General features: G+C 42.3%; 15 protein-coding genes. 5 read left to right on the forward strand and 10 right to left on the reverse strand.

The features are described 5' to 3' along the window. Positions 1-78: 78 nt before the first annotated feature. From ABID99_RS21390 to rpsT, 8 genes are all read right to left on the reverse strand, one after another. Positions 79-3,390, reverse strand: a complete 3,312-nt coding sequence (locus ABID99_RS21390) for a carboxypeptidase regulatory-like domain-containing protein (protein WP_373615060.1) — start codon at positions 3,388-3,390, stop codon at positions 79-81. Between the two features lie 310 nt (positions 3,391-3,700). After that, entirely contained in the window at positions 3,701-4,246 is a 546-nt protein-coding gene (locus ABID99_RS21395) for an Mpo1-like protein (RefSeq protein ID WP_373615061.1), read from the reverse strand. Between the two features lie 63 nt (positions 4,247-4,309). Then, the gene (gene rny / locus ABID99_RS21400; protein WP_090529759.1) at positions 4,310-5,875 is read right to left on the reverse strand and encodes a ribonuclease Y; all 1,566 of its coding nucleotides are present in this window, start codon (positions 5,873-5,875) and stop codon (positions 4,310-4,312) included. A 242-nt stretch (positions 5,876-6,117) separates the two neighbouring features. After that, complete coding sequence (locus ABID99_RS21405; RefSeq protein WP_090529762.1) at positions 6,118-6,408, reverse strand: cell division protein ZapA; 291 nt, start codon at positions 6,406-6,408, stop codon at positions 6,118-6,120. 21 nt (positions 6,409-6,429) lie between these two features. After that, on the reverse strand, positions 6,430-6,720 hold the full coding sequence (locus ABID99_RS21410) for a hypothetical protein (protein WP_090529765.1): 291 nt from the start codon (positions 6,718-6,720) through the stop codon (positions 6,430-6,432). A 78-nt stretch (positions 6,721-6,798) separates the two neighbouring features. Next, positions 6,799-9,198: a phenylalanine--tRNA ligase subunit beta gene (gene pheT / locus ABID99_RS21415; RefSeq protein WP_373615063.1), complete on the reverse strand. Its 2,400-nt coding sequence runs from the start codon at positions 9,196-9,198 to the stop codon at positions 6,799-6,801. A gap of 154 nt (positions 9,199-9,352) precedes the next feature. Then, entirely contained in the window at positions 9,353-10,051 is a 699-nt protein-coding gene (gene radC / locus ABID99_RS21420; protein WP_129571679.1) for a DNA repair protein RadC, read from the reverse strand. A gap of 84 nt (positions 10,052-10,135) precedes the next feature. Continuing rightward, positions 10,136-10,390 carry a 30S ribosomal protein S20 gene (gene rpsT, locus ABID99_RS21425; RefSeq protein ID WP_090529771.1) on the reverse strand — a complete coding sequence of 85 codons (255 nt, stop codon included), beginning with the start codon at positions 10,388-10,390 and terminating at the stop codon, positions 10,136-10,138. A gap of 246 nt (positions 10,391-10,636) precedes the next feature. On the opposite strand from rpsT, the gene ABID99_RS21430 reads away from it, so the two are divergent. The 5 genes from ABID99_RS21430 to ABID99_RS21450 all read left to right on the forward strand — a co-directional run bounded on the left by ABID99_RS21430 (position 10,637) and on the right by ABID99_RS21450 (position 18,011). Beyond that, positions 10,637-11,395, forward strand: coding sequence for a class I SAM-dependent methyltransferase (locus ABID99_RS21430; protein ID WP_090531254.1), 759 nt, complete (start codon positions 10,637-10,639; stop codon positions 11,393-11,395). An 87-nt stretch (positions 11,396-11,482) separates the two neighbouring features. Beyond that, a complete protein-coding gene (locus tag ABID99_RS21435) occupies positions 11,483-13,168 on the forward strand; it encodes a hypothetical protein (protein ID WP_090529774.1) in 1,686 nt (561 codons plus the stop codon). Positions 13,169-13,183: 15 nt separating this feature from the next. Next, positions 13,184-14,143: a zinc dependent phospholipase C family protein gene (locus ABID99_RS21440; protein WP_139159996.1), complete on the forward strand. Its 960-nt coding sequence runs from the start codon at positions 13,184-13,186 to the stop codon at positions 14,141-14,143. Between the two features lie 390 nt (positions 14,144-14,533). Next, entirely contained in the window at positions 14,534-16,645 is a 2,112-nt protein-coding gene (locus tag ABID99_RS21445) for a LamG domain-containing protein (protein WP_090529778.1), read from the forward strand. 4 nt (positions 16,646-16,649) lie between these two features. Beyond that, positions 16,650-18,011: a VWA domain-containing protein gene (locus ABID99_RS21450; RefSeq protein ID WP_175490016.1), complete on the forward strand. Its 1,362-nt coding sequence runs from the start codon at positions 16,650-16,652 to the stop codon at positions 18,009-18,011. A 91-nt stretch (positions 18,012-18,102) separates the two neighbouring features. On the opposite strand, the gene ABID99_RS21455 is transcribed toward ABID99_RS21450, so the two are convergent. Both ABID99_RS21455 and ABID99_RS21460 read right to left on the reverse strand, forming a co-directional pair. Continuing rightward, positions 18,103-18,312 (reverse strand): hypothetical protein, encoded by a 210-nt coding sequence (locus tag ABID99_RS21455; RefSeq protein WP_373615064.1) that lies wholly within the window; start codon positions 18,310-18,312, stop codon positions 18,103-18,105. Further along, positions 18,293-18,760 (reverse strand): VTT domain-containing protein, encoded by a 468-nt coding sequence (locus tag ABID99_RS21460; RefSeq protein ID WP_373615066.1) that lies wholly within the window; start codon positions 18,758-18,760, stop codon positions 18,293-18,295. The genes ABID99_RS21455 and ABID99_RS21460 overlap by 20 nt, the downstream gene beginning before the upstream one ends. Positions 18,761-18,786 lie beyond the last annotated feature (26 nt).

Raw genomic sequence — 18,786 nt, forward strand, 5'->3', positions numbered from 1 at the left:
TTTAATAAAAAAAGCGCCCTGCCGGATACCGACAAGGCGCTTTGTAATTTTTTGCTATAACTGTATTTTGTTTTACGATTACCAGCTGTAACGTACTCCAAATTGCATTTGCCAGCGTGAAGCGAACAAATCAACTGAGTATGGTACTCCCGGATCCTTAAATACATACTTAGGATAAGTTGTAGGAGCATTTTCAAATGAAGGGGTTCCACCTTTTGCAGGTGTTAAACCAATGCTTGATGTTGAGTTATATGTATTAGCCGAGAAATAATATTGGCCCCATTTTTTATTCAAGAGGTTGGTCAGATTGATAACATCATAAGTAAAGGTGATCATTTGTTTGTGTTTGCCACCAAATTTAAAGTCTTGAGTAAAACGGAAATCCAATTGATTATTCCAAGGTGTAAATGCAGCATTACGTTCAGTAAAGTTACCGCGACGAGATGACAGATAAGAATTCTTATCAATAAATGCATCAAATGCTGCCGCCTGTTGCGCTGCAGTTTGACCACCTATTATATCAGAGAAGAAATTCACTGTTTCACCATGCTTAGGGACATAAGCTAAGCTAACTTGCTGACCTGTTCCATCGATAGCATTTGGATAGAAACCATAAGTATATGGATTACCAGATTGTGCGCTAAAGAAGAAGGTAAAGTTTGCAGTATATTTTTGAGCCGCATCCCAATCATGTTTGAAATTCAAGTTTGATACGATACGGTGGCGGATATCAAAGTTTGAATTGGCTATACCCGGGTTATTAGGATTTAAAGCCTGATTTAATTGCCAGTTTGATTCCATTGAGTTACGGATACCATTCGTAACATCTTTTGAGTGACCAAAAGTATAAGCAACAGACACGTTCAAAGCACTGGTTGGGCTAAATTGCGTGTTTTTAGCTATCTGTGCGGTTAAGCTGTAACGGTAGCCTTCGCTTGTATTTGATAATAGGTAAGCATTGGTATACGCCGTATTGATCTTACCTTTATTAAGGGCGGTGGCGGTATTATTAAATATGGGCTGTTGTTTTTGTGTATCGTATACGTAATAAGTTACCTGATCAAGCGTGTTTACCTGTTGAAATTTCAAGTCATGAATAACTTTAGTATAAATACCTTCGCCCGTAAATTTCCACTGATCATCAGTAGTATAATCAACAGCCAAACTGCTTCTCCAAACTTGTGGCATTTTAAAGTTATTGTCGATCATATCAACTTGCGTTGCACCTGAAGCGGAGGTATTTACAGCAGGTATTTGCTTGTTAACATAATTCAGTTCGCCATTAGCAGCAGTTTGCACCGGGTTGGTACCTGGTGTTTGGCCTGAAATACCAGAACTTGGAGCTTTTACGTCATAAGCTCCATACGTTCTGCCGTTGTTATAAAATGCGTAACCAAACCATGCAAATGGAACACGACCAGTGAAGAAACCACTACCACCACGTAAAACAACGCTTTGATCGCCGTTTAGGTCATAGTTAAATGATACACGTGGGTTCCACTCTATATTACCCAGATAATTCTGTTTAATATCTTTTGGTTTGGTATAAGTATAAGTGTTACCGTAGTTAGGATCAACCGGTGCGTTGGTTGTTTTATCGCTTAACGGTTGTTTGTTAGGCACACCTGCATAGTCGGCTCGTAAAGCTACCGTTAACTTGAAGTTATCTGTTAACTGAATTTCATCCTGTCCATACAAACTCATTAGGTTAACTTTGAATTGAGCAGAAGGATTAGCCAGGATATAATCGCGGGTATTATTGGTGTAATTAAAGTTCGTACGTACTCGGCTGGGGTTATTGGCGATAAAATCTTCAATACTGCTATAAGCTACCCTACCGTTCCATGAGTTTACGAAATTATAGGTGATATTATAAAACTCATTGTGTGTACCAAAAGTAAAAGTGTGTTTGCCTTTTGTCCAGGTTAGGTTATCAGTGAACTCAGCTGTTTTCTGGTGCATGTCAAAAATAGCTGCCTCACGGTCAGTACCCATGAAAATAGTTGTACCAGGAGTACGGCCTGTGATTTCGATCTGTGGTAAAGACGGATCTGAATTAGGATCGCGGTAGTCATGTACATTTGAATAACCTAATACCAGGCTATTGCTTAGGCTACTGTTGAATCTTGATTTTAACTCAGCAACAGTTGAAGTTGAGTTATTGTGTGAAGTGTAATCGATACCGCTGAAACGGAAGTTTTGTTGATCGCGCTCTAAGTTAGTAGCTTTTGAGCTGATGGTATTGTTACGGATAGTTAACTGGTTGTGGTCATCGATATTCCAATCCAAACGGTTAAAGAATTTGTTTGAGTTAGAGAAAATCGTGGTATTGTTATATGTACCCGGATCCAAACCGCCTGTAAATGATTTAAAAGCGGTAACCAATTTATCGCCATCAGCCTGACTTAGTATATTAGACGCCCCGTTGTGGTCAAGGCCTCTGATAACAGGGTCCTGCCGGCGGGCGATTTCCTCATTGGTAAAGAAGAATAATTTATTTTTAATGATAGGGAAACCTAAACGGATACCGGCCTGGTAATCATGAAAATCATTAAGCTTTGAACCATCACCGCCAGAAGCAGCTGCTGCGTTGTTTGGCCCCACCATGAACGAGCCACGGCCATAACCGTAAACCGCTCCGCTGAAGTTATTGGTACCACTACGGGTTACAGCATTGATACTACCACCTAATACGTTACCGATTTTAATATCATAAGGGGCAACATACACCTGGATGTCCTGGATAGCATCAAGAGAAATAGGACTTGTACGGGTACTGCTGCCTACCTGGCCTGACGCATTGTTCTGACCACCTAATGATGGGCTAAAACCGATGGCGTCGTTATTGATAGCACCGTCAAGTGTTACGTTGTTATAACGGTAGTTGGTACCCTGAAATGAGTTATTGTTACTTTGAGGGGTATTCCTGGTTAAATCCTGCAAGCTGCGGTTAATTGAAGGAGCAGTACGGATCTGGTTTTGACCAATGCGGGTACTTGCACCTGTTTTGGCCGGACCAGCAGATGCTTTTACTTTAACTTCCTGCAGGGTTGTAGTTGCATCCTGCAATACAAAGTTTAAAGTAGCATTACCTAACTGAAGGGTAAGATCGCTTTTTTCGTCTTTTTTATAACCGATAAAAGTAGCGGTTACCGTGTAAGGGCCACCCGGGTTAATGTTATTAACCGAGAAACGGCCCTCGCCGTTGGTTTGTGCACCATACCTGGTACCTGTGCTGGTATTAAGTACAGTAATGGTTACACCCGGAAGAGTGGTACCTTTTTGATCTGTAACTTTACCGGTAAGTACCGAGGTGGTGATCTGAGCGTTTGCAACGCCCCCAACCCCAATAATTATTAGTGTTAAAATAATAAAGTAGAGCTTTTTCATTTGTGAATTTTTATTGCACAAAATTGCCCTACCAATGTTAATTCTACATTAACATCAGATTATTATATTAACAACTACTTAATGATTTCTTCTTTACCTGACACAGACGCCCGAAACCCAATAGAAAAATACTGATTATCAATAAAATACCAAATATAATGCGCCGAAATATTAAGTTTTTATTTATCTACTATCGGAGATAAATTACACAATTATGTTCGTCACAGCTAAAAAATGTCCCTGTTATATAGTATTTAAAGGGCAACGGTAATGAGCATTTTAACAAATACTTAATACGTAAATACTAAAATCAACTTTTGATTCTCAATTTATTAAGCAATTGTTTCAGTAAGTAAGCAGGCGCTATAGCTAATGATTTAATGTTGAGTCCGTTTGCTGCAAACTGCGGCTCACGGCTATTGCCGATAAGTAACGCGCTTGCAGAGGGAATAAACGCAGAAACACATAATAGCCACATAACGGGCCCTCCCGCTTGCTGCCACGCTACAAGTTCTATTATACCATAACTAAACCCTAATAAAATAAATAAGATGAAGTAAGATATAATTGGCGATAACTTTAAATAAAAATAGATGGCAATTGCTATAATAAAAGAAGCCCAGTTAAAATAGTCATTGTAGGCTCCTAAAAAGCCTAAATGAGGAAAAGGAATAGCCCAGATCAACCCAAAGAGACTAAATGCCAAAGTTGGGATAAAGACATAGTGTATGATTTTGTTAACCCTATCCTGGTGAGCTTCTTCATATTCCCTGAAATAACGATCCACAGGGCGTTCATCAATATTTGCAGTAGTTTTAACTGCTGCCTTCTGTTTGTTATCTGCTTTTGCTGCCACGTTGTAAAAATAAAAAACCCCTTCGGTTTTGTGCCGAAAGGGTCTCGTTTAATTTTATAATGATTACTTGGCAAATGCTACCGAACGGGTTTCCCGGATAACGGTAACTTTGATTTGACCAGGATAAGTCATTTCTGTCTGGATCCGGTTTGAAATATCAGCAGCCAAAACTTCTGATTGCGCGTCGCTGATCTTTTCGCTCTCTACCACAACACGTAACTCACGGCCGGCTTGGATAGCAAATGTTTTTTCGACACCCGGATATGATAATGCCAGTTCTTCCAGTTCTTTCAAACGTTTGATGTAGCTTTCAACAACCTCGCGGCGTGCACCAGGACGTGCGCCTGATATAGCGTCACAAGCCTGGATTATCGGCGATAACATTGAGGTCATCTCAATTTCATCATGGTGGGCACCTATAGCATTGCAAACTTCAGGGTGTTCTTTATATTTTTCAGCCAATTGCATACCCAAAATAGCGTGCGGCAGTTCAGGGTTATCATCAGGTACTTTACCAATATCATGCAGCAAGCCCGCACGTTTTGCCATTTTAACGTTCAAGCCAAGCTCGGCAGCCATGGTAGCACAGAAGTTGGCAACCTCACGTGAGTGCTGCAACAGGTTTTGCCCATATGATGACCTGTAACGCATACGGCCAACCATCCGGATCAGCTCCGGGTGCAAACCATGAATGCCCAAGTCTATAACGGTACGTTCACCAATTTCAACAATTTCTTCTTCTATCTGCTTTTTGGTTTTGGCAACTACCTCTTCAATACGTGCCGGGTGGATACGACCATCAGTAACCAAACGGTGCATAGCCAAACGGGCAATTTCGCGCCTTACCGGGTCAAAACCCGAAAGGATAATAGCCTCGGGGGTATCATCAACAATGATTTCGATACCTGTTGCGGCTTCCAGTGCACGGATATTACGCCCTTCACGGCCAATGATACGGCCCTTGATCTCATCATTTTCAATATTGAAAATAGACACTGTGTTTTCGATAGCGCTTTCGGTAGCAGTACGCTGAATGGTTTGGATAACTATTTTCTTAGCCTCTTTAGTAGCAGTAAGCTTAGCCTCGTCAACAATATCCTTGATCTGGATCATCGCTTTGGTACGGGCTTCCTCGCGCAGGGTATCAACCAATTGGTTTTTGGCATCTTCGGCTGATAGGCCGGCAATGGTTTCCAACTGTTGAATGTGCTGGTTTTTAAGGTGCTCTACCTCGTCTTGCTTTTTAACAACTATTTCAGTTTGTTTTTCAAGATTTTTGCGGGTGTTATCAAGTTCGCTCTCCTTGCGGTTAACATTTTCCAGGCGCTGATTTAATGATTGCTCTTTTTGTTTAACACTATTTTCGCGCTGATTTACCGCATTGTTTTTATTATTTACTTCCTGCTCATGCTCAGCTTTCATTTGTAAAAACTTCTCTTTAGCTTCAAGCAATTTGTTTTTTTTCAGGATCTCGGCATTGTTTTCAGCGTCTTTTAAGATCTTTTTCACTTTATTCTGAGCCGATGTTTCCTGGTCTTTAAAAAGCTTTAATAATAGGAAGCGACCTATGAGCACGCCAATGATGGCGCCTGCCAGCAGGCCGATGATGACGTATAGTAATATGTCCATTTTAGGTTTGGTGGTGTTATATATGTATGTAAATAAAAAAACCGCAACTAATTTTTAAGTATCATGTATTTAAAACCTCATTCCGGATATTGGGGACCATGGGTTGGTTAACGTTAATCGCAACTAACGCATGCCTCTTGATCCGCTTAATATTGAAGCGTTAAGTTTTTAATAGTGAAACCTAAAATTTAACTGCGGTTAAATCTTAATGTGCTCTTGTATATTTATGTAAAGAACGTTTATTACTTCGAAAAAAATTCGGTCAACAAATGATCTAAATGATAAACTTTTTCAGTCACCTCTGTATCCTCAACGGTAACTTTCTTTTCTGCCTTCAATGATGACGTTGCGTAATGCAGCACACACATTGAAAGTAAATCCTGCTTATCCCTAACCGCATAATTTTCCTGATATTCTTTTATCCGGTCGTTGATCAGCTTAGCCGCCCTGCGTATTATTTCTTCTTCCTCCATGTTAACCTTTAAGGGGTAAACACGGTCAGCAATATTTATTTTTATTGAGATTTCTCCCATTTGAGCTTTTCACTTTTTGTACTATTTTTTCAATAATACAATACACTTATCTATTTCTTGCACAAAGTCGTTAATTTTTTGCTTAATGTCAACACTTTTTTCATTTGTTTCAGAAAAAGACTTGGCAACTTTAACAACTTTTAATTTTTCTTCCAGTTCTTTTGTCTTGGCCTTACTGGCGTTCAGAGCTACCGTAAGTGCCTCACTTTCCAGTTTTAAAAGGTCATTTTCCTCCTGCAAAGCAGCGCACAGTTCAATCAGGCGCTCGGTTTTATCTACAATTTTATTTAACTGCTCTGCTAATGAGGCCATGTTTGGTTATTGGTTGATTAAGTTGATTGAGTGAATGGTTAAACTACCAGATCAACCACTCACCCAATCAACCATTCACTATTTTCTAATTTCTGCTCCGGCTTCTTTTCCTAAATTATAAATTAATTTCTGCATAATAGAATCAATTGCCTTATCTGTTAACGTTTTTTCCAGATCCTGGATGATAAAACTCAAAGCATATGATTTTTTACCTGCAGGCAGCTTATCACCCTGGTAAACATCAAACACATCAACTTCCTTCAGCAATTTACGCTCGGTACGCTGGGCAATTTGCTTTAATTGGCCAAATGATACGCTTTGGTCTATTAACATAGAAAGATCGCGCCTAACAGCCGGAAATTTTGAAACCTCCTGGTAAACGATCTTATTTTTACGGATAGCTGCCAGCACAAGGTCGAAATTAAAATCAGCATAAAATACCTCTTTGTCAACATCCGCCTTTTTTAAAGAAGCTGCAGCTACCGACCCAAATTTCACCAATTGCTTACCATTTAACATGTATTGAATGCCAAACGACATTTTTTTACACGTTGCATCCTCAACTGTAAAGTTGCTGATGCCCAGGCGCTGCAAAACACCATCAACCACAGCCTTGATATTATAGAATGATACCGGTTTTGATTTCTGGTTCCATTGCTCGGCAGTATTAGCACCGGTGATCAAAATACTGAAACGCTGGGTTTCGGTGTACTTATCATCTTTAACACTGTACACCTTTCCAAACTCGTAAAATTTCAAATCTGAGCTACGGCGATTCTGATTATAGGCTATAGCTTCCAAACCAGAATACAGCAGGGTTTGACGCATTACATCCAGATCGCTGCTCAGTGGGTTCAGAATCTTAACGGCAGTATCCAGGTTATCCGAATAGGCAGATTTTGTAAGTGAGTTAGCCAGGATCTCGTTAAAACCATTCGCGCTCAGCAAATCAGATAACTGGTTTTGAACGGTATCTTTCTCCGGACGAATGGAGTTATTTAGGGATGCCCTGATCTGTGTAGGGATCTCGATGTTGTTATAACCATAGATCCTCAGGATCTCTTCAACCACATCCACATCGCGGGTAACATCCACACGATATGGAGGCACTTGTAACGATAATGAATCCGCAGTTTCATTCACTATCTTGATATCAAGTGCCGTGATAATACCTTTGATCTCATCATGGCCAATCTTTTTACCAATCAGCTTATCAATGGTATTGTAGGTGATTTCCACAGCAAAGGGAGCAACCGGTGCTGGGTAATGATCGGAGATTTCTGACGATATCTCACCACCTGCCACCTGCTGAATCAACAATGCAGCACGTTTCAATGCAAAAACGGTCATGTCCGGATCGGTACCACGCTCAAACCTGAATGAAGCATCGGTTTTTAAACCATGCCTTTTTGAAGTTTTACGAACAGATACAGAATTGAAATAGGCACTCTCCAGGAAGATATTTTTGGTTGATTCTTTAACACCTGATTTAGCACCGCCAAATACACCTGCTATGCACATTGGCTCTTCGGCATTGCCAATCATCAGGTCATCGGCAGATAGTTTCCTGTCAACATCATCCAAAGTTTTAAATATAGTGCCTTCAGCATAGTTTTTCACCAACACTTTACCGCCGGTTATTTCATCGGCATCAAAAGCATGTAAGGGCTGACCAAGCTCATGCAGTACATAGTTGGTAACATCCACAATGTTATTGATAGCACGGATGCCAATAACAGCCAAACGCTCCTTTAACCATTGTGGCGACTCTTTAACCTCAACACCGCTGATGGTTAAGCCAGAATAGCGCGGTGAAGCTTGCTCGTTCTCCACTACAACCTTTATAGTACGGCTTGTATTATCAACTTTAAACGCACTTACATCGGGCTTATTGATACCAATTTTCAGGAAAGCGGCAATATCCCTTGCAGTACCTAAATGCGAAGCCGCATCGGCACGGTTAGGGGTTAAGCCTATCTCGTACATGTAATCGTCGTTCAGCTTAAAGTATTCTTTAGCAGGAGTACCTACAGGAGCATCATCCGGCAATAGCATAATACCGGCATGACTGGTTCCTAAACCTATCTCATCCTCGGCACAGATCATCCCGTGAGATTCTTCGCCCCTGATCTTTGATTTTTTGATAGCAAAAGGCTCGCCGCCGGTTGGGTAAACAGTAGTACCTACTACAGCAACCACCACTTTTTGCCCGGCAGCTACGTTAGCAGCGCCGCAAACAATCTGCAGGTCTTCCGCACCGCCAACATCAACTTTGGTAACATGCAGGTGATCAGAATTGGCATGGTCAACACACTCTTTCACATAGCCAATTACCAGGCCTTCCAGTCCGCCGGGAACAGCCTGTACCTTTTCCAGGCTTTCAACCTCCAAACCGGTTCCGGTAAGGATGATAGAAATCTCCTGGGGCGTTTTATCAGTATCAATAAATTCTTTAAGCCAGTTATAAGATATTTTCATTATTCCGAAATGATAATCGGCAAAGATACGATTTAGGCTGAAAGGTTAAAGGCGAAAGGTAAAAGGTATTTTATTTAAAAATTAATCCAATTTGAAGATTTGAAAATGTTAGGTCAATTTCAAATCGCCTCATTTTCAAATCTTCAAATTAAAACTACATCAACCCTTCATCGGCCAAACTTAAGTAGCCGGCGTCGGTAATGATTAAATGATCAAACACGCCCATGTCCAGCATCCGGCCGGCGGCGCTTATTTTTTTGGTGAGCTGGATATCTTCGTTACTGGGTTTCAGGTTACCCGACGGATGGTTATGCACCAGTATGAGGCCGCTGGCCTGGTATTGCAGGGCTGAATAAAAGATGATCTTCGGGTCGCATACCGTAGCCGACAAACCTCCTTTACTGATCAGCTCCTTCCCTAATACTTTGTTGGAACGGCCTAATAGTATGATCCAGAATTCCTCGTGGTTCAGGTCCATCAAATGGCGGCGCATAATATTGTACCCATCCCTGCTTGACGTGATCACCTCAATGGCACCCGATTCAAATTCATTACGGCGGCGGCCGATCTCCAGAGCGGCAATAATAGATATAGCTTTGGCTTCCCCTATTCCTTTAAATTTGGATAATTCGGCTATGGAAGCCTTACCAAGCTTGTTCAGGTCGTTATCATAATGGCGCAGGATGCGCTTACTCAGTTCAACCGCGGTTTCGGTGCGGCTGCCCGAGCCGATAAGGATGGCGATCAGCTCGGCATCGGTAAGGGCGCGGCGCCCTTGTCCACTAAGTTTTTCACGCGGGCGGTCTTCCTCAGCCCATGATTTAATACTGATCTTGCTTTCGTAGTTTTCCACGGCATTAAAGTATGAAAAAGCGCCAAACAAAAAAAGGGATAGCGTTGGTACACTATCCCCTTTGGTATATTTTAATAGCTAAGATTAGCTTAAGCCGTTAACAAATTTAGTAAGCTTTGATTTATTGTTCGAAGCTTTGTTTTTGTGAATAACGTTCTTTTTAGCTAAACGGTCAAGCATTGAAATCACTTTACCCAACAGTGCAGAAGCATCGGCCTTGGTAGTAGTGTTTCTTAATTTCTTAATAGCGTTCCTGGTTGTTTTAGCCTGGTACCTGTTGCGCAGACGCTTCGCAGCGTTTGCCCTGATTCTTTTTAATGATGATTTATGATTTGCCATCTCGTATAGCTTGTTATTCTTTTCTACTTATTTTAAGGACTGCAAATATAGAGCGATTAAATTTAATATGCAAGTGGTTTTTTGATTTATATTTCAGGATGATTAGGTTGATAATGTGATTGATTACCTGAACCCTTAAGACGTGAAGACCTCTCAAATTAACAAGCTGTTAACCCCGCATTCACGAAGTGTTTATACAACACAATGATTTTTGCTGCGTTACTATTAATTAAAACTATTGCGTTTATGGTTACCAACAGCACCACCAGGTTCAGCAACCGGGTTGAAGATTATGTAAAATACCGTCCCGGCTACCCCGACGAACTTGTTAAGTTTTTACATGACGCTTACGGCTTAACACAGGATAAGCTCATTGCCGATATTGGTGCAGGTACAGGGATCTCTACCGCATTGTTCCTGAAAAAAGGCTACCGGGTAATTGCCATTGAACCAAATTTGGAGATGCGCGAAAAAGCTATCGAGTTACTCGGTTCATATAACGGTTTTATCCCCCGAAACGGCACTGCAGAAAATACCGGCATCGAGAGTAATAGCATTAATGCTATTATAGCCGGACAGGCTTTTCATTGGTTTGATGCCGTAAAAACCTGTGCTGAATTTAAAAGGATCCTGAAACCGGATGGCATTGTTGCCCTCATCTGGAATGAAAGAAAAACAACATCGGCCTTTGAACAGGAATATGATGAACTCATTGTAAAACATGCCCGCGATTACGTAAAGGTTGATCACCGCAACATCGATACCGAACATATCGCTGCTTTCTTTAAGCCGCAACCCGTTCACCTGGAAATATTCGCCAATAAACAGGTATTTGATTTTGAAGGATTAAAAGGCAGGCTGCTGTCATCATCATACATGCCTGCACGTGGCGATGAGGGGTACGGGCCAATGATTAACGATTTGCATGCACTTTTTGATAAATTTCAGCAGGATGGCGTTATCGTTATTAATTACGATACGAAGGTTTATTCGGGGAAACTGTAAGATCAACATTATTTCGTATCGGTGAAACAATTGCACGCGGGTATTATCTAATTAGCAAACACAGTGGCTTATTAATACTACTTAAACATGATATACTGGATCATTATTATAATACTGCTGCCTTTTATATTTATTTTAATAAGCCATTTAAAAAACAAAGCCCAACAAAAAAAGAAACTTACCGAAATAAAAGAACGCTGGGGCAAACCCATAATTGCAAGCAGAAATTTCAAACCGATCAGCACCTACCTTACAGCTTATGGCGGCTCAAGCGGGATCTCTGCCGATACTGCCACCGACCTTGACATCGACAGCGTATTTGAATTTATCGACCGTACCAATTCAAAACCCGGGCAACAATACCTATATAAGCAATTACACTCCCCGCAAATTTCAGAAGAGTATTTTGAAACGCTTGAACAGCGGATCGGCAATGTCACCGCCGACAAAGAATTGAGAGAGGCAGCCGAGCTTAAATTATCTGAGTTAGGGAACAGTGATGCCTACTACTTACCGGAGCTTTTTAAGAAACCGCATCATTCCATGTTTCCGGCAATTGGCAATTTTTATATCAGCATAGCGCCGTTTTTGATCATTGGAGTGGCATTTAGCCTTTTTATTGTTCCCAACCAGTTTATGCTCTTGCTATTGCTGGTATTAATGATAGCCAATGTAGTTATTCATTACAGTAATAAAACCCAGATGCTGAACTACACACATTCGCTACCGCAGTTATTGGTTTTATTCAAGGTATCAAATTGGCTTAAGAACCACAACCTGCTCAGGGATAATGAAAATACCCGCCTCAGTATGGTTAATATGGGCAAACTCAAAAATTCGTTAAATTATATCACCCTGCAAAATAAAGCCGCTATTGACCCTACCGATATTTACTACCTGGTTACCGAATGGCTGAAAATGTTCCTGCTTATTGAGCCGCTGGTATTTATAAAATCCATCACCAAGGTAAACAAATACCTTAGTGACATTAAAGTTGTTTATGAAGCGGTGGCTGAGGTTGATGTTGCCATTTCCATCCAATCGGTACGTGATGGCGCGGCTCATTATTGCAAACCTCAACTTACAACCGGCAATACTCATATCATTATTAAAAATCTTTATCACCCGCTTATTGAAAACTGCGTGTCAAATTCTATCGCTATAGATAATACACAAGGCATTTTGGTAACTGGTTCCAACATGTCGGGTAAAACCACTTTTATCAGGGCTATTGCTATAAACGCTTTGCTATCGCAAACCATTAACACCAGTTTTGCTACAGTATACCAGGCTCCTCCGCTCAAAATATTTACCAGCATTGATATGACCGACGATTTGGGCGATAATAAAAGCTATTTCCAGGCCGAGGCATTAGCTGTTAAAAATATAGTGGCACAAACCATTGCCAGCAAACCCATAAACAGCCTCGTAATCATTGATGAAATTTTCAGGGGTACAAATACCATTGAACGGATAGCCGCCGCGAAAGCCGTACTAAGCTACTTTATCCACAATCAAAGCTTCGTTTTTGTATCTACACACGATCTGGAACTGGCCGAATTACTGGGCAGCGATTACAAAGTTTTCTCTTTTGAGGAAGTGATTGGTGATGACCGCTTGGTATTTGATTATAAAATTAAAGAGGGATTGCTCAAAAACCGAAATGGCATCGCTGTTTTAAAAGGCGTCGGTTTCCCGGAGAGTATTATTGATGAAGCCAATAAGGTAAGCAGCCAATTAAGGGAGAAGTATAATTTAAAACTCCCCCTTTAATTGCATCTTTGCCTCATGAACCGCCGCATAATTTTAAGCATAACTGGTACCTGTTTAATCATGTTATGCTCATCATGGGGATTCTTTGCACATTATCGTATTAACCGGCTGGCAGTTTTCACATTACCGAAGGCCATGGCAGATTTTTACAGATGCAATATCGATTATATAACCGAACATGCCGTTAGCGCCGACAAACGCCGCTATGTTGACTCATCAGAAGCGCCACGCCATTTCTTTGATGCCGACCGTTACGGCAAAAAACCCTTTGAGGCTATGCCTAAAAAATGGAAGGATGCCGTTGCCAAATACTCAAAAGATACCATCATTAAATACGGCACTGTTCCCTGGACCATTCAGTACCAGTATTACAGGCTGGTACGGGCTTTGAAAGCCCATGATACAACGGCCATCCTTAATGCATCTGCCTATTTAGGGCATTATATTGCCGATGCACACGTACCGCTGCACCTAACCCAAAACTACAACGGCCAGCTTACGGGGCAAACCGGCATCCATGCCCTTTGGGAAAGCCGCCTGCCCGAGTTATTTGCCGATCATTATAATTACTACGTTGGCAAGGCCCGGTATATTGAAAACCCGTTGAACGAAGCATTCCGTATATGCAAGGCTACTTACAAAACCGTTGATACGGTTTTACGCTTTGAGCGCATACTGAACAAAACCTACCCGCAGGACAAAAAGTACGCGTTGGTACAGCATGGCAAAAAGCAAATTACCGATTACTCCGTGGCCTATAGCCTGACTTATCACAAAATGCTGAAGGGGATGGTGGCAAGGCAAATGCGGGCATCTATTCTTTCCGTGGGTAGTTTCTGGTACTCGGCCTGGGTTGATGCAGGGCAGCCCGACCTGAACAAGCTTATCGCACAGCCTTTAAGCATCGAACAAAAGGCAAAGCTTCGGCAAGAAGAAATGCTTTACCGATCAGGCAAAGCATTAATAATAAAATAGTTAACGATCAAACCCGGCAGCCTTCCCCTGCCTTCTTTATATTCTCCGTATCAGCTCCACGAAAACAGCGAAAGGGCTAACACCAGTTATCACCTTTCTTATCTGAAACAATCGTAACATGGCAGCATAATCAATCATTAGAAATTGCTGCCTCATCTGCTTCATTTCCCGTTATCATTGGTATTTATACGCAATTTTTCCATTAGGTATTTATACGCTATTACCCGGTTTACAACCCTCCTAACTTAGTTAAATCAATCAGGAAGTTGATTTGACCTCCCCTTTTAGCCACAAGCCCTAAACCTAATAGAGAATTAAATAAACAGGAGGCCATATCGAGTGACTGGCATTTTATATCACTGAATATTTACATCTATAAACTATCATCTTATGGCAAATTTAACTTTAGCACCACGATGGGCATCAAGTGTGCTGCAACTCGGAAACACCGCTTATGTAGATTGCGGTACACCAACCGTACTAAACAATTTAACCTCCTTTACCCTGGAGGCCTGGGTAAACGTGTCGAGCCTTAACGGATTTCAATCCGTAGTTGGCAATGTTGACAATGCGGTTGGCGGACAATACCAATTATTTCTTGAATCCGGTTATGTTTACGCCTATGTAGGCATCGCACCGTATCTGATCAAATCAACTTTACCCATCACTGTCAACGAATGGCACCACCTGGCCTCTGTATTTGATGGTACAACTTCCAGCTTATCGCTTTATGTTGATGGCGTGGCTGTTGCGCAAAGCACCTTTTCGGGAACGCTGCCTGCAAGCGGTACCAATATGCTGCTGGGGGCTGTAATGCAGCAGAGTAGCCCGATCTGGTACCTACAGGGCCAGCTTGGAAGGATTATGATCTGGAATAGCGTGCGCGACGCTGAAGATATCCTTAATGATTCGGTACAGGTGAATAATTATAGCGCTGTCCAAAATCCCAACCTTATATTTTACAGCGACTTTTCGGAAATGCCGGGGGTAGACAGTTCCGGAAATAATATAGCCCTTAATTTCAAAAACAATGTACAATACGCGTTCAATGTTCCATCTGTTGTACTGGGAGCGGATGGTTATGTTGATTGCGGCTCCTTTCCCGAATACAGCATTCCCGGAAACGCCCCTTATACCATTGAAGGCTGGTTCTTCCCGGGCAGCAGCAGCAACGGTATCCTGTTAAGTTATGGCCTGAACGGCGCATGGGAATACAAAGTAAGCTATCAAAACAACCAGGTTATAGGCCAGCGTAACAGCGACAGTATTTCTTTAGCATCAGCAGCCTCAGTTTTGCCGCTAAGCTATTATCATTTTGCACTAAGTTATGATAGCGATGTTAAAGCCCTTAGCTTGTACGTAAACGGTAACCTTCAGGCTATCGATTATTTTCCTTCGCCGGTTACCGCGGTTCCAAACGGGCATGTACTCGTAGGCGCTCAATATGATTCGAACGGAAATATCATCGACAACTTCGGCGGTTCTATCCAAAACCTGCGCATCTGGAATGTATGTTTGGAACAATCAGAAATTGTTCAATGGATGTACAATGACGTGATAACCGATAACCGTTTAATTTCAAATTTTGATTTCACCGTTAACCCGCCGATAGATACAACCGACAAATCAACCCTTGAACTGGATAACGGTGCTGTGCAGCAGCTCCAAACCGTAAACGTTTTAACTACCGAGCAGATTGCGCTTTTGGGCATCCCACAATCCATCAACGCTATTTATCTCAATCAAAACGTAGAAACGCCTGTACCGCCGCCTACTGATATCCTATTTGCCAGTCAGCCCAAAGTTTTTACCGAAGATCATAAAGAGGAAAGCTGGGCACAATTTGAAGATTGGTTCGGCAGTAAAAACGGAGGCCCGGCAACAGAAGGCTTTCGCCAGCAGTTTGATAACGCTTATGAAAAAGCCCGGCAAATGTTTGACGAAAATGCCAATCTGTCCCGCGTTTTTACCCGCACCGATACCAATGGCATAACCCGTATTATTTACCATGGTGTAAAGGCAGACATGCTCGTTTACGAAGGGGCTATAGGCGCCGAATCAGACTGTACGCTCTGGTGGATCCAATTCATCTTTGCGCTTACTGTAGGTTTCCTTCAGGCTGTGGGGCTGGCACCTACCACCGGCAATATCGCCACGCGTATTTATAATCTGCTCCGTGCAAATCAAACGGTAATGAATGCCATGAGCTCAATGGCCGGAAAAGCAATCAGCGCCACAGCCGCTATTGGTTTTGTAGGTGTAATATATCAGCAGGGACTTATGTGGACCATTATCAAGTTTGTGCTGACATCCGCAGGATGGTATGCCTTATTCTGGATCCTTCGTAAAGTAATAGCCATAGTAACAGGCCTGGAAGCAGCCGCCATACTTGCCGGTTTTATTGTATGGGCTACTCAGCTTACCATACTTTCACTTAAATACAATACCGCATGCGGTCAGCTTCTCCAATCAACTAATGTTTCACCTTCTTTTAATTCATAAAGCCATGCCAACTTCAACACCTGTTGTCGCTATACCTGTGGTAGACACTTCATATAGCATGACAACTTCAAATTATGTCGCAATCACAGTCATCGATACCAAAGCTTTCCTGAACAATGCGCTCCCTGGCGATTATATTGGCGTGGCATCCTACGACACCAACGGAAGAGTAACCTATAACCTGGCACAGGTTGATCAAAACCTTACCGTACCGGTTACAGCAGCTGCAGCTGTACAAAACCTAAGTTTCACCGGAAGCTGCACCAATATGGGAGGAGGGCTTCAAACCGCTGTAAATATGCTTTCAAGTGCTCCTGCCGGTGTAAATAAAGGCCTGGTGCTGCTTTCTGACGGTTATCAAAACTGCGGCACCAATCCCCTGCCATTACCTGCCGGCACCCCTCCCGTATATTCATGTGCAATGGGGCCGGCGTCTGACCAAAACTTAATGCAGCAAATTGCAACCCAGAGCGGCGGCCAGTATTATTATGCCCCCTATGTTTTCAATATGATGCAAATTTACAACCAGATCAGGGCGCAAACTCCTGCTGCACAATTACTTGCAAACGGATACAAAGTAGCCCAGGCCTATGATTACCTGCTGATTCCGGCCACCGTATCTGCAGGCAACGACCTCGGGCAGTTTTCGGTTGTATGGAGTGATCCTAATTATACGTTCACAAACGGCCAGCCCGGACTTAATCAATTAAGTGTAACACTTGTAACGCCGGCCGGCGTGGTAATTACACCAATGCCTACCTTACAGGGAGGGGCCTATGTGGTATTTAACATTCCTAACCCGGCGGTAGGCCTATGGTATATCCAGATCATGTATGGCGGTACAACCCCGCAGGGCCTGACAGGCGGTGCTTTTGAATACGCACCTTCAGGCAATGCCGCTCCGCTTCAGCTTACAGTTGATGCCCCTGCTATTGTACGCAAAGGACAGCCTATTACTTATCATGCACATTTAACGGATGATGGAAAGCCGATAACCGGACAACAAATACGTGCTTTGGTTACCCGTCCCAAACTAAGTCAGAATAGCGCAATTAAAGCTTATGCATCAGACCTTAAAAACATAAAGCTGCCTGAAGAAACAATGGACACTATACAACATCCCGATTTGGCGAAGCTCGATCTGCTTTACAGGCAGCGGTTGACGGAGGAGGACCTTTTGCCGCACATAAAGGGCGGGAGTATCCTGTCGGCGGCAAAGCAAGGTGGGTACGCCGGTACTATACATGAAACGCACGAGGCCGGAAGTTACACAATCGAACTTGAAGTAACCGGATTTTCAGACAAATCCAAAACGCCGTTTTCCAGAAGTCGTCGCTTTAATGTAGTGGTTACCGATGGCGATTGAATAAACCACCATCCTGTTTAATAAACAAAAAGCCTGTGTCGGAATTATATCCTGCACAGGCTTTTGATATTTGAAAATGCTGAACAGGCTTTTATTGCCCCTCAGAAACTTTGGCGCTACGGCCTTTTATAGCGGCAAAAATGGGTGGCAATATCGAGATGAGAATGATGATCACTCCTACCAGCGAAAAGTTTTTAGCTATCACCGGTACCTGCCCTAATTTGTAACCCGCAAACAGGAACACAATGATCCATGATGCACCGCCGACGATGTTATAAAGGCTATACTTTAAAAAAGGCATCCTGCCAACACCCGGCCACAAAAGGTGCGATAGTGCGGATAATAGGCATAAAACGGCTAAAAATCACCGCCTTGCCGCCGTGTTTATCAAAAAAAGCTTTGGTTTTAAGATAGTATTCGAGCTTTAGGATCTTATTTTCCTCTTTAAAAACTTTAGGGCCTAAATAGTTGCCTAAAAGATAATTGACGGTATTGCCGATAAAGGCAGCGGCAATTAATATGATGCCCAGCAGCCAGATATCCAAACCCGAACTACCACCGGCTATTAACGCGCCAGCCGCAAACAACAGTGAATCGCCTGGTAAAAAAGGGGTTACTACAAAACCTGTTTCGGCAAATATGATCAGGAAAAGGATCAGGTAGGTCCATCCCTGGTAAGCGCTGGTTATTTGTACCAGGTGCTTATCAATATGCAGTATAAAGTCGATTATGCTTTTTATTACTTCCACAGGCTAAAATTTTGCCCAAAAATATA

Source organism: Mucilaginibacter sp. OAE612 (genome assembly GCF_041806395.1).
Classification (GTDB): Bacteria; Bacteroidota; Bacteroidia; order Sphingobacteriales; family Sphingobacteriaceae; genus Mucilaginibacter; species Mucilaginibacter rubeus.